Here is a 15,184-nt window from a genome sequence, read left to right as displayed (position 1 = left end):
GCTGTGTGGTGAGGCTGCTGGCGCTTTCGCGAGCAAGCCCGCTCCCACATTTGGAATACTTTCCCCCTGTGGGAGCGGGCTTGCTCGCGAAGAGGCCGGCAATGCTGCCTAAGAATTGAAGAAGGTATAAAGATGTCCCAGGCAACCAAAATCATCATCGCCGACACCCCACTGCGTTGGCAGGACGTCACCGCCGTCGCCCGCCACGGCGCCATGCTCGAACTGTCGGGCCACGCCTGGGCGCGCATCGACAATGCCCAGGCCATCGTGCAGCGCATCGTCACCAGCGGCGAGCGCGCCTATGGCGTCAACACCGGCCTGGGCGCGCTGTGCAACGTCTCGCTCAAGACCGAGCAACTGAGCCAACTGTCGCGCAACACACTGCTGAGCCACGCCTGTGGTGTCGGCCCGGTGCTCAGCGATGAGCAAACCCGCGCGATTATCTGCGCGGCGATCATCAACTACAGCCATGGCAAGTCCGGCCTGCATCCGCAGGTGGTACACGCGCTGCTGGCGCTGCTCAACCACGGCATCACTCCGCAGGTGCCGTCCCAAGGCTCGGTGGGGTACCTGACTCACATGGCCCATATCGGCGTGGCCCTGCTGGGTGTTGGCAATGTGAGCTACCGTGGCCGTATCGTCCCGGCGCAACAAGCCTTCAGCGAAGAAGGCTTGCAGCCGGTGGTGCTCGGCGCCAAGGACGGCCTGTGCCTGGTCAATGGCACGCCGTGCATGACCGGCCTGAGCTGCCTGGCCCTGGCCGATGCGCATCACTTGCTGCAATGGGCCGACGTGATCGGTGCCATGAGCTTTGAAGCCCAGCGCGGCCAGATCGACGCCTTTGACGAAGAAATCATTGCTCTCAAGCCGCATCCTGGCATGCAGCAAGTGGGTATCAACCTGCGTGCCTTGCTCGACGGCAGCGAGGTGATTGCCAGCAGCAAAGGTATTCGCACCCAGGACGCCTTGAGCATTCGCTCGATCCCGCAGATTCACGGCGCGGCCCGCGATCAGGTGGAACACGCCACGCGCCAGATCGAGACCGAACTCAACAGCGCCACCGACAACCCGCTGGTGCTGGGCACCCCAGACAGCTACCGCGTGGTGTCCCAGGCCAACCCCCACGGGCAGTCCGTCGCGATGGCGGCCGACATGCTCGCCATCGCCATGGCCGAGATCGGTTCGGTGGCCGAGCGTCGCCTGGACCGTCTGGTCAACCCGCATGTCAGCGGCCTGCCAGCCTTCCTGGTGAGCAACCCGGGTGTCAACTCCGGGATGATGATCGTGCAGTACGTCGCCGCGTCCTTGTGCGGGCAGAACCGCCAGTTGGCGCAACCCGCGGTGCTCGACAATTTCGTCACCTCGGGCCTGCAGGAAGACCACTTGAGCATGGGCACCAACGCCGCGCTCAAGCTGCACCAGGTGCTCGCCAACGTTACCCAGATTCTTGCTATCGAGTACCTGCTGGCGGCCCAGGCTTTCGAGTTTCTGAAGGACCAGCGTTTCGGCGCCGGTACCGACCGCGCCTGGCGTTTGCTGCGCGAAGTGGTCCCCGCCTATGAGCAGGACCGTTGGCTGGCGCCGGATATTGCCACCGCTGCCCAGCTGCTTAAAGACACTGCATTACCGAATTTGCACTGAACACCTAAGAACAATTCACAAGGAGTATGAATGTGACTGCGCTAAACCTGATTCCAGGCCAACTGAGCCTCGCCCAACTGCGTGCCATCTACCAGCAGCCAGTAACCCTCAGCCTGGATGACAGCGCCTCGGCCCAGATCGAAGCCAGCGTTGCCTGCGTGGAGCAGATTCTCGCCGAGAACCGCACCGCCTATGGCATCAACACCGGTTTTGGCCTGTTGGCCTCGACTCGCATCGCCAGCGAAGACCTGGAAAACCTCCAGCGCTCCCTGGTGCTGTCCCATGCTGCCGGCGTCGGTGAGCCGATCAGCGATGCGCTGGTGCGACTGGTCATGGTGCTCAAGGTCAACAGCCTGAGCCGTGGTTTCTCCGGGATTCGTCGCCAGGTGATCGACGCGCTGATCGCGCTGATCAACGCCCAGGTGTATCCACACATTCCGCTCAAGGGCTCGGTGGGTGCATCCGGTGACTTGGCGCCGTTGGCGCATATGTCCCTGGTACTGCTTGGCGAAGGCAAGGCGCGCTATAAAGGCGAATGGCTGGACGCGACCGCGGCGCTGAAAGTCGCCGGCCTCACGCCGCTGACCCTGGCTGCCAAAGAAGGCTTGGCGCTGCTCAACGGCACCCAGGTATCCACCGCTTACGCATTGCGCGGCCTGTTCGAAGGTGAAGATCTGTTCGCTGGCGCGCTCACGTGCGGCGGCCTCACCGTAGAAGCCGTACTGGGTTCGCGCTCGCCGTTCGATGCGCGTATTCATGCCGCGCGTGGCCAGCGCGGGCAGATCGATGCGGCTGCGGCCTATCGTGACCTGCTGGGCGAAAGCAGCCAGGTCTCGCAGTCGCACCAGAACTGCGACAAGGTGCAAGACCCATACTCCCTGCGTTGCCAACCACAAGTCATGGGCGCCTGCCTGACCCAGTTCCGCCAGGCCGCCGAGGTGCTGGTGGTCGAAGCCAACGCGGTGTCGGATAACCCATTGGTATTTGCCGCCGAAGGCGACGTGATTTCCGGTGGCAACTTTCACGCCGAGCCAGTGGCCATGGCCGCCGACAACATGGCGCTGGCCATTGCCGAAATCGGCTCCCTGAGCGAGCGCCGGATTTCGTTGATGATGGACAAGCACATGTCGCAACTGCCGCCGTTTTTGGTGGGCAATGGCGGGGTGAACTCCGGCTTCATGATCGCCCAGGTGACCGCTGCCGCGCTCGCCAGCGAGAACAAGGCGCTGGCCCATCCCCATAGCGTCGACAGCTTGCCAACCTCGGCCAACCAGGAAGACCACGTGTCCATGGCCCCGGCTGCGGGCAAGCGTTTGTGGGAAATGGCCGAGAACACCCGGGGCATCCTCGCGGTGGAATGGCTCGCGGCGTGCCAAGGCCTGGACTTGCGCGACGGCCTGAAGACCTCGCCCAAGCTGGAAAAAGCCCGTGGCATCCTGCGTGACAAGGTTGCGTTCTATGACAAGGACCGCTTCTTCGCACCGGACATCAACGCCGCCAGCGAACTGCTCGCCAGCCGCTGCCTGAATGAGCTGGTGCCGGCCAAGTTGCTGCCAAGTCTCTAACATACCGCCGCCTTCACTGTAGGAGCGAGCTTGCTCGCGAAAATCGCCAACGATTACGCGGTAAACCTGACATTCATCAGCGCTCTCAGGTTTTTCGCGAGCAAGCTCGCTCCTACAGGTGAGGTCGCGTTTTTCTCAGGATAAGAATAATAGGGAAGAGAAATGCACCAGCAAGAGAAGGGTTTGAAACGCGGGCTCAACGCCCGACATATTCGCTTCATGGCACTCGGTTCCGCGATAGGCACCGGGCTGTTTTATGGCTCTGCCTCCGCCATCCAAATGGCTGGCCCCGCCGTGCTGCTGGCTTACCTGATCGGCGGCGCCGCGGTGTTCATGGTGATGCGCGCGCTCGGTGAGATGGCCGTGCACAACCCAGTGTCCGGCTCCTTCGGCCACTATGCCAGCACCTACCTGGGGCCCATGGCCGGGTTTATCCTCGGCTGGACCTACGCCTTTGAAATGATCATCGTCTGCCTCGCCGACGTCACCGCATTCGGCATCTACATGGGCTTCTGGTTTCCCGAAGTGGCCCGTTGGGTCTGGGTGCTGGGTATCGTGTTCCTGATCGGCGGCCTGAACCTGTGCAACGTCAAAGTCTTTGGCGAGATGGAGTTCTGGCTGTCGTTGCTCAAGGTCGGTGCCATTGTGGCGATGATCCTCGGCGGTTTTGGCATCATGTTGTTCGGCATTCACTCGGCGGGCGAAACCCAGGCCAGCGGCCTGAGCAACCTGTGGGCCCACGGCGGCTTCATGCCCAACGGCATCGGTGGGCTGATCGCCTCGTTTGCAGTGGTGATGTTCGCCTTTGGCGGCATCGAAATCATCGGCATCACCGCCGGTGAAGCCAAGGACCCGCAGCGGGTGATCCCCAAGGCGATCAACGCGGTGCCGCTGCGTATACTGCTGTTCTACGTGCTGACCCTGTTCGTGTTGATGGCGATCTACCCTTGGCCGCAGATCGGCAGCCAGGGCAGTCCGTTCGTGCAGATCTTCAGCAACCTGGGGATTGGCTCGGCGGCGACCATCCTCAACATCGTGGTGATCTCCGCGGCGGTGTCGGCGATCAACAGCGACATCTTCGGCGCCGGGCGCATGATGTACGGCCTGGCTCAACAAGGGCAGGCGCCCAAGGGCTTCGCGCAATTGTCCAAACAAGGCGTGCCATGGATGACCGTGGTGGTCATGGGCGCCGCCTTGCTCGGCGGTGTGGTACTCAACTACCTGATCCCGGAAAACGTGTTCCTGCTGATCGCCTCGATTGCCACCTTCGCCACCGTGTGGGTATGGCTGATGATCCTGTTTACCCAGGTCGCCATGCGCCGCTCGATGACCAAGGCGCAGGTCGCCGAACTGAAATTCCCGGTGCCGTTCTGGCCCTATGCGCCGGCAGCGGCCATTGTGTTCATGCTGTTTGTGTTTGGTGTGCTCGGTTACTTCCCGGATACCCAGGCGGCGTTGATGGTGGGCGCGGTGTGGATCGTGCTGCTGATCATCGCCTACTGGCTGTGGGTCAAGCCTGCCGCCGGGCAAACGGCCAAGGTCGATTACGACCCGGTTTTGTCTCATCGATAACTTAGGGAGGCGTTGATGAAAACGCTTTGGCAACACTGCCACGTCGCAACCATGGCCAATGGCAAGTACTCGATCATCGAGGATGCCGCCATGGTGACTGCCGGCTCGCTCATCGAGTGGGTCGGCCCCCGCAGCCAGGCGCCGACGGCGGATTACGCCCAGGTGCATGACCTGCAAGGCGCGTGGGTCACCCCCGGGCTGATCGATTGCCACACCCATACGGTATTTGGCGGCAACCGCAGCGGCGAGTTCGAGCAGCGCCTCGAAGGTGTCAGCTACGCCGAGATCGCGGCCAAGGGCGGCGGCATTGCCAGCACTGTGCGCGCAACCCGTGCGGCGAGCGAAGATGAGCTGTTCTTGAGCGCCAAAAAGCGCCTGCGCAGTTTGCTGCGTGACGGCGTGACCACGGTGGAGATCAAGTCCGGCTACGGCTTGGACCTGGCCAACGAACGCAAGATGTTGCGCGTGGCCCGGCGCTTGGGTGAAGCGCTGCCGGTCAGCGTGCGCGCCACCTGCCTGGCCGCCCACGCGTTGCCGCCAGAGTACAAGGACCGTGCCGACGACTACATCGAGCACATCTGCAGCCAGATGCTGCCGGCCCTGGCCGCCGAGGGGTTGGTGGATGCGGTCGACGCCTTCTGTGAATACCTGGCGTTTTCCCCGGAGCAGGTTGAGCGGGTATTCAAGGTCGCCCAGCAACTTGGCTTGCCGGTGAAGCTGCACGCCGAGCAACTCTCGTCGTTGCATGGCTCAAGCTTGGCGGCGCGCTACCACGCGTTGTCGGCCGACCACCTGGAATTCATGACCGAAGAAGACGCCATTGCCATGGCCGCTGCCGGCACCGTCTCCGTATTGCTGCCGGGCGCTTTTTACTTCCTGCGTGAAACCCAGTTGCCGCCGATGGAGGCCCTGCGCAAGCACGGCGTGAAGATTGCCATCGCCAGCGATCTCAACCCCGGCACCTCACCGGCGCTGTCGGTGCGGCTGATGCTGAACATGGCCTGCACCCTGTTCCGCATGACCCCGGAAGAAGCCCTGGCCGGCGCCACGCAACACGCGGCCACCGCGTTGGGCCTGGGCGATACCCATGGTTCCCTGGAAGTGGGCAAGGTCGCGGATTTTGTCGCCTGGCAGATCGACCGCCCCGCCGACCTGGCCTACTGGCTGGGTGGCGAACTGGATAAACGCGTCGTGCGCCACGGCGTCGACGTCACTGTTTGAGAGGATGCAGTTGTGGATAAGGTTCTGACATTCAAACAAGGCCGCGTACCGCTGCTGATCAGCATGCCCCACGCCGGCCTGCGCCTCACCCCTGCGGTGGAGGCTGGGTTGATCCCCGAGGCGCAAAGCCTGCCGGATACCGACTGGCATATCCCCCTGTTGTATGACTTTGCTGAAGAACTGGGCGCCAGCACCCTGGCTGCGGAGTACTCGCGGTTTGTCATCGACCTCAACCGGCCCTCCGACAACACGCCGCTGTATGCCGGAGCTACCACTGGCCTGTACCCCGAGACGCTGTTCGATGGCGTGCCGTTGTTCCGTGAAGGGCAAACGCCCTCCGAGGAGGAGCGGGCCAACTACCTGCAAAAAATCTGGGGGCCGTACCACCGCCAATTGCAAGAAGAACTGGCACGCCTCAAGGCCGAGTTCGGCTATGCGTTGCTGTTCGATGCGCACTCGATCCGCTCGGTAATCGCGCACCTGTTCGACGGCAAATTGCCGGACTTCAACCTGGGTACTTTCAACGGCGCTGCATGCGACCCGCAGCTGGCCAGCCAACTGGAAGCGATTTGCGCCCAGCACCCGCAGTACACCCATGTGTTGAATGGGCGCTTCAAAGGCGGCCATATCACCCGTCACTATGGCAACCCGGCGCAGGATATCCACGCGGTGCAGCTGGAGTTGTGCCAGAGCACCTATATGGAGGAGTTCGAACCGTTCCGTTATCGCCAGGATTTGGCCGAGCCGACTCGGGTGGTGTTGAGGCAGTTGCTGGACGGGCTGTTGGCCTGGGGACAAAAGCGCTACGGCTGAAGTCGCTATCGCAGGCAAGCCAGCTCCCACACTTGAATGGGTTCACAGATCAACATGTGGGAGCTGGCTTGCCTGCGATGACGGCCCAACAGTCGCCCCTGTGCAACTGCCGGTCGCCACAGGTCGAGTTCATCAGGGTTTTGCTGGGTAAGGTTGTGAGTAGGGCGCATCAGACGCCATCCCCACAATAAAAAACTGCCGAGTGAGACCACTTCCATGAAACGACTGTTGTTGACCCTCATGCTCAGTGGCTATGTGAGCAGCCATGCCATGGCCGCCGAACCGGCCTCCTGCAAAACCATCCGCATGGGCGTGGTCAGTTGGACCGATGTGGTTGCCACCTCTGGCATGGCGGACGTGCTGCTCAGTGGCCTGGGCTACGACAGCAAACAGACCAGCGCCGTGCAGCAGATCATCTTTGCCGGTATCCGTGACAAGCGCCTGGATATCTTCCTCGGTTACTGGAAACCGGCGATGGACAACAACATCGCCCCGTTCCTGGCGGCCGGGCAGGTCAAGGTGCTCGACACGCCGAGCCTGGCCGATGCCCAGGCCACCCTGGCGGTGCCGCAATACGTGGCCGATGCCGGCTTGAAGACCTTTGCCGACATTGCCCGCTTCAAGGACAAACTCGGCGGCAAGATCTACGGCATCGAGCCGGGCAGCGGTGCCAATACCGATATCCAGAAGATGATCGACACCCACCGCTTTGGCCTGGACGGCTTCAAGCTGGTCGCGTCCGGTGAAGCGGGGATGCTCGCTGCGGTGCAACGTGCGGTGAATCGCAAAGAGTTCGTGGTGTTCGTCGGCTGGACTCCGCACCCGATGAACCTGAACATGCAAATGGCCTACCTCACCGGCAGTGAAGATGTGTTCGGCCCCAACGAAGGTCGCGCCACGGTGTCTACGGTGACAGCGCCGGATTTTGCCGAGCGCTGCCCGAACGCCAACCGGCTGCTCACCAACCTGACCTTCACCGCCGCCCAGGAAAGCCAGTGGATGGTGCCGATCATGGCGCGCCAGTCGCCCCAGGAAGTGGCGAAAAAATGGCTGCGCGAGCATCCCGAGGATCTACAGCGCTGGTTGGCCGGGGTGGCAGCCTTTGATGGCAGCGATGGTGTTGCTGCCGTCCAGGCCAGCCTTAAACCCTAGAGACACCATCGGACCAGTGTGAATAAGGTGTGCACATGTACCCTATTTCTTCGCAGATGCGCGCCTTTGTTGCCAAGACCGAAGCTTTTACCAGCGATGACTCATCGCTGGCTGGCCTGCGCCAAACCTACAACCGCATGTGCCAGGCATTTACCCCGCCCGTACCCGCAGGGCTGCACATCGCAGATTTTTCTGTAGGAAGTGTCAGCGTGCGCAGCTATCGGCCCGAGGCGCCTGATCCAGCAGAAGGCTGGCCTTGCCTCCTCTATATGCACGGTGGCGGTTGGGTCGTCGGCGGGCTGGACTCCCACGATTTCATCTGCTTTGAACTGGCCGCCACGCTGCAAGTGTTGGTGATCGCCATCGACTACCGCTTGGCCCCTGAGCATCCTTACCCCGCGGCCTACAACGATTGCCGGGCGGTATGGCAGGCGATCCAGGCAGGCGAGGGGCTGCCTGCCATCAACCTCGAACGGCTGGTGGTGATGGGCGACAGCGCCGGTGGCAACCTGGCGGCGGCGTTGTGCCTGGGGCTGCGCGATGACCGGCAAGCAATGCCCCGCGCCCAGGTGCTGGTTTACCCAGGCTTGGGTGGCCCCGCCGACTTGCCCTCGCGGGCTGATTGCTGGGATGCACCGTTGCTCAGCCGTGCCGACACTGAGGATTACTTGGCGTTGTACCTGGGTGACACGCGCATACCCTCGCCCTACGCCATGCCATTGCTGGCCGAGGCGTTCGACGGGCTACCCAAGGCGCTGATCGCCGTAGCCCAGTTCGACCCGCTGCGCGATGACGGCCGGCTGTACGCCGAGCGCCTGCAAGCTGCAGGCGTGGAAACCGTGCTGTATCCCGGCAAAGGGCTGGTCCACGGTTGTTTGCGTGCACGCGGCCAGGTGCCGGAGGTGGATCGGCTGTATGACTATCTGCTCGGTTACCTGAGGCGCGAACTGCTGACACAGGTCTAAGTGCTCAAGGACATGCTCATTGCACAATTCGGGTTTATGATGCCAGACGGCAAAATAATAGACGTCCCCCCAGGGATGAACCCGACACCCTACGGAGCACGCAATGCAGACTTGGTACCCGCAGATCAAACCCTACGCCCGGCACGATCTGGCTGTCGATGACACCCACACCCTGTATGTCGATGAAAGTGGCTCCCCCGAAGGCTTGCCTGTCGTGTTCATCCATGGAGGCCCCGGCTCCGGTTGCGACGCCCAGAGCCGCTGCTACTTCGACCCGAACCTCTACCATATTGTCACCTTCGACCAGCGTGGCTGCGGCCGCTCCACGCCAAGGGCGAGCCTTGAGAACAACACCACCTGGGATCTGGTCGCAGACCTTGAGCGCATCCGCGAGCACCTGGGCATCGACAAGTGGGTGCTGTTCGGCGGCTCCTGGGGCTCGACCCTGGCCCTGGCCTACGCGCAAACCCACCCCGAGCGCGTGCATGGCCTGATCGTGCGCGGCATCTTCCTCGCACGCCCCCAGGATATTCGCTGGTTCTACCAGGAGGGCGCGAGCCGCCTGTTCCCGGATTACTGGCAGGACTACGTGGCACCGATCCCGGTGGAAGAGCGCCACGACATGATCGCCGCCTACCACAAGCGCCTGACCGGCAACGACCAGATCGCCCAGATGCACGCGGCCAAAGCCTGGTCGGGCTGGGAAGGCCGTATGTTGGGCCTGTGCCCGAGCCCGCAGCATGTGGAGCGTTTTTCCGAGCCGCAGCGCGCATTGTCTATCGCACGTATCGAGTGCCATTACTTCACCAACAACTCTTTCCTGGAACCCAACCAGCTGATTCGCGATATGCACAAGATCGCCCATCTGCCTGGCGTCATCATCCATGGGCGCTACGATATGATCTGCACGCTGGATAACGCCTGGGAGCTGCACCAGGCCTGGCCCAACAGTGAATTGCAGGTGATCCGCGAAGCAGGGCATGCGGCATCTGAACCCGGTATCACCGACGCGCTGGTGCGTGCGACCGGCGAAATGGCCCGGCGCCTGCTCGACCTGCCGCCTGAAGAAGCATGAAGGGCCTGTTGCAGCGGGTGCGTGGCGCCCGGGTTGAGGTAGCAGGGGAGGTGGTAGGCTCGATTGACCAGGGTTTGCTGGTGCTGGTCGCCGTCGAGCCTTCAGATACGCCCGAGAGCGCCGACAAACTGTTGCACAAGCTGCTTAACTATCGGGTGTTCAGTGACGAGGAGGGCAAGATGAACCTGTCCCTCAAGGACATCGGCGGCGGTTTGCTGCTGGTGTCGCAGTTCACCCTGGCCGCGGATACCAAAAGCGGGCTGCGGCCCAGTTTCTCCACGGCGGCTCCTCCGGCTCTGGGAGCGGCGCTTTTTGAGCACTTGTTGTTACAAGCGCAACAATTGCATGGCAAGGTGGCGTCAGGGCGTTTTGGCGCCGATATGCAGGTGCACTTGGTCAATGATGGCCCTGTGACCTTCCTCTTACAGACATGAATGTATGAAAAGCGACGTTAATGCCTAAAAACGCAGGGTTTCGCTACAAATACTTCACTGTCCCTGATGCGTTGTCTCGCGGGCTACTAGATAATCGCGCGCTACGGGGATCAGCGTTGTTTGGTCCATTTTTGACTTAGGTAGAGCCTTGTCCGACAACCACGTGGGGAATCATTTTGCCCCAGAGGAGTCGGAACATTGCTCGCCAACCTGGCATATAGATAGCTGGCCGTTGGTTTTTTGATCTGTTTTCGGCGAGGGTTGCTCGTGATTGTTAGTCCCTGTAATGCACCAAAATTGTCTGCCAAACGGTTGCGAAACGCACTGGTGACGGGCTCTGCCCTGTTTTGCTTGTTCGGCGCGGGTCAACTGTGGGCGTTCAGTCTGGATGATGTGTCGGCCAAGGCGAAAGAGCTGGCCGGGCAGAAATACGAAGCTCCGCGCAGCAATTTGCCGAACGAATTCCGCGAAATGAAATTCGCTGACTACCAGAAGATTCGTTTCCGCAATGAAAAAGCCGAGTGGGCCGATCAGAACACCCCGTTCAAGCTGTCCTTCTATCATCAGGGGATGCATTTCGACACCCCGGTGAAAATCAACGAAGTCACCGCCGACAGCGTGCACGAAATCAAGTACGACCCGACGCGTTTCGATTTCGGCGACGTGAAATTTGATCCTAAAGCCACCGAACAGCTGGGTTACGCCGGTTTCCGTGTACTTTTCCCGATCAACAAAGCCGACAAGCAAGACGAAATCATGACCATGCTCGGCGCCAGCTATTTCCGCGTCGTGGGCAAGGACCAGGTGTATGGCTTGTCTGCCCGTGGCATGGCGATCGACACCGCGTTGCCGTCTGGCGAAGAATTCCCGCGTTTCACCGAGTTCTGGATCGAGCGACCAAAGCCGGGTGACAAGCACCTGGTGATTTTTGCGCTGCTGGATTCGCCGCGCGCGACCGGCGCCTACCGCCTGATCCTGCGTCCTGGCACCGACACCGTAGTGGACGTCAAATCCCAGATGTTCCTGCGTGACAAGGTCAGCAAGCTGGGCGTTGCGCCGTTGACCTCGATGTTCCTGTTCGGCGCCAACCAGCCGTCCAAGGTCCTCAACTACCGTCGCGAGCTCCACGATTCCAGCGGCCTGTCGATTCACGCCGGCAATGGGGAGTGGATCTGGCGTCCGCTGAACAACCCTAAACACCTGTCGGTCAGCAACTTCAGCGTCGAGAACCCGCGTGGGTTCGGCCTGCTGCAGCGTGGTCGCAACTTCAGCCACTACGAAGACCTGGACGACAACTACGACAAGCGCCCAAGCGCCTGGATCGAACCTGAGGGCGATTGGGGCAAAGGCTCTGTCGACCTGGTCGAGATCCCGACCGCCGATGAGACCAACGACAACATCGTGGCCTTCTGGAGCCCGGCCGAGCTGCCGGAAGTCGGCAAGCCGCTGGACGTGGCCTACCGTCTGCACTGGACATTGGACGACGCGGCCTTCCATTCGCCGGACAGTGCCTGGGTCAAGCAGACCCTGCGCTCCACTGGTGACGTGAAGCAATCGAACCTGATCCGTCAGCCGGATGGCAGCGTGGCCTATCTAGTGGACTTCGAGGGCCCGTCCCTGAAGAAACTGCTGCCGGACGCTCCGGTACGTAGCCAGGTGAGCGTGGGTGATAATGCTGAACTGGTTGAAAACAGCGTGCGCTACAACGAACACACCAAAGGCTGGCGCCTGACCCTGCGTATGAAGATCAAGGACGCAAGCAAGCCGACCGAAATGCGTGCGGCGCTGGTGCAGGATATCGTGCAGCCTGAGCCTGAGTCGGTTTCCAACCATGTGCTCAAGGCCGATAAAGTCTTGGCCAAGCAGCATGAGAAGCAGGCCAAGAAAGACGCCAAGGACAAGGAAGCCAAACAGCCTGAGGCTGCCCCAGCCACACCGGAGCCGATCAAGACCGAGCAAGTCCTGACCGAAACCTGGAGCTATCAGTTGCCTGCCGATGAGTAATTCTCAAGTCAAGCCAGAGACTCTGTCCGAGTACCTGGCGCATCTACCCATGACGGCTGAGCAGCGCGCCGAGCTGGCGGGCTGCAAGTCTTTCAGCGAGTTGCACGAACGTCTGTCGTCCAAGACCTTCGACGCACCGACCGACGCTGCCCAAGCGTCGGTTGGCCGCCGCTTGACTCTCAACAGCGCCGAAGAGCTGCAAGACGCCGAGATGCTTGCGCTCGATGCCAGCGGTCGTGTGTGCCTCAAGGCCACGCCGCCGATCCGCCGGACCAAAGTGGTGCCCGAGCCTTGGCGTACCAACATCCTGGTGCGCGGCTGGCGCCGGATGACCGGTCGCACCAACCCGCCCAAGCCACCGAAAGACGAGCGGGTACTGCCGGCTGCGCGCTGGCGTACCGTGGGCTCGATCCGTCGTTACATCCTGCTGGTGCTGATGCTGGGCCAGACCATCGTGGCCGGCTGGTACATGAAAGGCATCATGCCGTACCAGGGCTGGTCGCTGGTGGACTTCGACGAGATCCGCAACCAGACCCTGCTGCAAACCGCTACCCAGGTACTGCCTTATGCGCTGCAAACCAGCATCCTGATTATGTTCGGGATTCTGTTCTGCTGGGTGTCGGCCGGTTTCTGGACTGCGCTCATGGGCTTCCTGGAGCTGCTGACCGGTCACGATAAATACCGTATCTCCGGCAAAAGTGCCGGTGACGAGCCGATTCCGAAAGATGCGCGCACCGCCCTGGTGATGCCGATCTGTAACGAAGACGTGCCGCGTGTATTCGCCGGTTTGCGTGCGACGTTCGAATCGGTGGCCGCGACCGGCGACCTGGATCGCTTCGATTTCTTCGTGCTCAGCGACAGTAACGACGCCGACATCTGCATCGCCGAACAGCAAGCCTGGCTCGACGTATGCCGCGAAGCCGGTGGCTTCGGCAAGATCTTCTATCGCCGTCGTCGCCGTCGCGTGAAGCGCAAGAGCGGCAACCTCGACGACTTCTGCCGTCGTTGGGGGGGTGACTACAAGTACATGGTCGTTCTCGACGCCGACAGTGTGATGAGCGGCGAGTGCCTGACCAGCCTTGTGCGCCTGATGGAGGCCACGCCGGATGCCGGGATTATCCAGACCGCGCCACGTGCGTCGGGCATGGACACCCTGTATGCGCGCATGCAGCAGTTCGCCACCCGCGTCTACGGCCCACTGTTTACCGCCGGCCTGCACTTCTGGCAGTTGGGTGAATCCCACTACTGGGGCCACAACGCCATTATCCGTATGAAGCCGTTTATCGAGCACTGCGCCCTGGCGCCGTTGCCAGGTAAAGGCGCGTTTGCCGGTGCGATTCTTTCCCACGACTTCGTTGAAGCCGCGCTGATGCGCCGTGCCGGCTGGGGCGTGTGGATTGCCTACGACCTGCCGGGCAGCTACGAAGAACTGCCGCCCAACCTGCTGGATGAACTCAAGCGTGACCGACGCTGGTGCCACGGTAACCTGATGAACTTCCGCCTGTTCCTGGTTAAAGGCATGCACCCGGTGCACCGTGCGGTGTTCCTCACCGGCGTGATGTCCTACCTGTCGGCGCCGTTGTGGTTCTTCTTCCTGGTGCTGTCCACGGCGTTGCTGGCGGTGAACACGCTGATGGAGCCGCAGTACTTCATGGCCCCGCGCCAGTTGTACCCGCTGTGGCCACAATGGCACCCGGACAAGGCGGTGGCGCTGTTCTCCACCACCATCGTGCTGCTGTTCCTGCCTAAACTGCTCAGCATCATCTTGATCTGGGCCAAGGGCGCCAAAGAGTTCGGTGGCAAGTTCAAGGTCACCCTGTCGATGCTGTTGGAGATGTTGTTCTCCATGCTGTTGGCGCCGGTGCGGATGATCTTCCACACCCGCTTCGTGCTCGCCGCGTTCCTTGGCTGGGCCGCTACCTGGAACTCGCCGCAACGTGACGACGACTCCACACCATGGAGCGAAGCGGTCAAGCGCCACGGTCCGCAAACCGTGCTGGGCTTCCTGTGGGCGCTGCTGGTGGTGTGGCTGAACCCAAGCTTCCTGTGGTGGCTGGTGCCGATTGTCGGCTCGCTGATGCTGTCGATCCCGGTGTCGGTGATTTCCAGCCGGGTCAAGCTGGGCCTCAAGTCTCGCGACGAGAGCCTGTTCCTGATCCCTGAGGAATACAACCCGCCGCAAGCCCTGCTGTCGACTGAGAAGTACACCCACGAAAACCGTTGGCACGCCCTCAACGACGGCTTTGTGCGTTCGGTGGTCGACCCGCAGCAGAACGCCCTGGCCTGCGCCTTGGCGACCTCGCGGCACCGTGAGGCCGAGCCCATCGAGTACCTGCGCATGGAGCGTGTTCGCCACGCGTTGAAAGTCGGCCCGGCCGGCCTCAATAACAGCGAACGCCTGGCCTTGCTCAGCGACCCGGTGGCCCTGGCTCGTCTGCATGAGCAGGTGTGGAGCGAAGGTCATGCCGAGTGGCTCGGCGCTTGGCGTGCCTCGATCAAGGCAGATCCGCACGCGCCATTGCTGCCTCTGCAACCACAGTCGCCCCAGGCCCAGCCGGCCTGATTCAGGCACCCCCGAAGGCTCACTTCGGGGGTGTTTCAAACGTTGGTCCTACAGCGTTTTTAGCACCTTCCTTTTATCGCTAACTCCTTGTTATTTCGAAACAAAAGACCTTTGTTCGAAGCGTATTGCCGTGCCTGCGGCTGGGTTAGGATCGCCCCCCAAATTGGACTCGCTACGGG

10 protein-coding genes and 1 pseudogene are annotated in these 15,184 nt (G+C 61.7%); all 11 read left to right on the top strand.

All coding sequences use genetic code 11. From position 1 onward, the window contains the following. The first annotated feature begins 132 nt into the window (after positions 1-132). Positions 133-1,641 carry a histidine ammonia-lyase gene (hutH, locus tag ODQ19_RS10025; RefSeq protein WP_330209939.1) on the top strand — a complete coding sequence of 503 codons (1,509 nt, stop codon included), beginning with the start codon at positions 133-135 and terminating at the stop codon, positions 1,639-1,641. A 26-nt stretch (positions 1,642-1,667) separates the two neighbouring features. Further along, positions 1,668-3,206 carry a histidine ammonia-lyase gene (gene hutH, locus ODQ19_RS10020; RefSeq protein ID WP_330209938.1) on the top strand — a complete coding sequence of 513 codons (1,539 nt, stop codon included), beginning with the start codon at positions 1,668-1,670 and terminating at the stop codon, positions 3,204-3,206. A gap of 162 nt (positions 3,207-3,368) precedes the next feature. Further along, on the top strand, positions 3,369-4,778 hold the full coding sequence (locus tag ODQ19_RS10010) for an amino acid permease (protein ID WP_330209937.1): 1,410 nt from the start codon (positions 3,369-3,371) through the stop codon (positions 4,776-4,778). Positions 4,779-4,793: 15 nt separating this feature from the next. Then, on the top strand, positions 4,794-5,999 hold the full coding sequence (hutI, locus tag ODQ19_RS10005) for an imidazolonepropionase (protein ID WP_330209936.1): 1,206 nt from the start codon (positions 4,794-4,796) through the stop codon (positions 5,997-5,999). Between the two features lie 12 nt (positions 6,000-6,011). After that, on the top strand, positions 6,012-6,812 hold the full coding sequence (gene hutG, locus ODQ19_RS10000) for an N-formylglutamate deformylase (protein ID WP_330209935.1): 801 nt from the start codon (positions 6,012-6,014) through the stop codon (positions 6,810-6,812). Between the two features lie 216 nt (positions 6,813-7,028). Beyond that, entirely contained in the window at positions 7,029-7,964 is a 936-nt protein-coding gene (choX, locus tag ODQ19_RS09995; protein ID WP_330209934.1) for a choline ABC transporter substrate-binding protein, read from the top strand. A 35-nt stretch (positions 7,965-7,999) separates the two neighbouring features. Next, positions 8,000-8,929, top strand: a complete 930-nt coding sequence (locus ODQ19_RS09990; protein WP_005783968.1) for an alpha/beta hydrolase — start codon at positions 8,000-8,002, stop codon at positions 8,927-8,929. 103 nt (positions 8,930-9,032) lie between these two features. Continuing rightward, the gene (gene pip / locus ODQ19_RS09985) at positions 9,033-10,004 is read left to right on the top strand and encodes a prolyl aminopeptidase (protein ID WP_034125552.1); all 972 of its coding nucleotides are present in this window, start codon (positions 9,033-9,035) and stop codon (positions 10,002-10,004) included. Beyond that, positions 10,001-10,438: a D-aminoacyl-tRNA deacylase gene (dtd, locus tag ODQ19_RS09980; protein WP_060764872.1), complete on the top strand. Its 438-nt coding sequence runs from the start codon at positions 10,001-10,003 to the stop codon at positions 10,436-10,438. The genes pip and dtd overlap by 4 nt, the downstream gene beginning before the upstream one ends. 267 nt (positions 10,439-10,705) lie before the next feature. Continuing rightward, positions 10,706-12,442 (top strand): glucan biosynthesis protein G, encoded by a 1,737-nt coding sequence (locus ODQ19_RS09975; RefSeq protein ID WP_003187856.1) that lies wholly within the window; start codon positions 10,706-10,708, stop codon positions 12,440-12,442. Further along, positions 12,435-15,013: pseudogene (gene mdoH / locus ODQ19_RS09970) on the top strand (glucans biosynthesis glucosyltransferase MdoH); the annotation flags it as partial. The gene ODQ19_RS09975 and the pseudogene mdoH, both read left to right, overlap by 8 nt. Between the last annotated feature and the right edge of the window lie 171 nt (positions 15,014-15,184).

The sequence above is a fragment of the Pseudomonas sp. AM4(2022) genome, assembly GCF_036346515.1.
Taxonomy (GTDB): Bacteria; Pseudomonadota; Gammaproteobacteria; order Pseudomonadales; family Pseudomonadaceae; genus Aquipseudomonas; species Aquipseudomonas paracarnis.
Note: the sequence above shows the minus strand (reverse complement) of the source record. Positions and strands in the feature narration are given on the sequence as shown.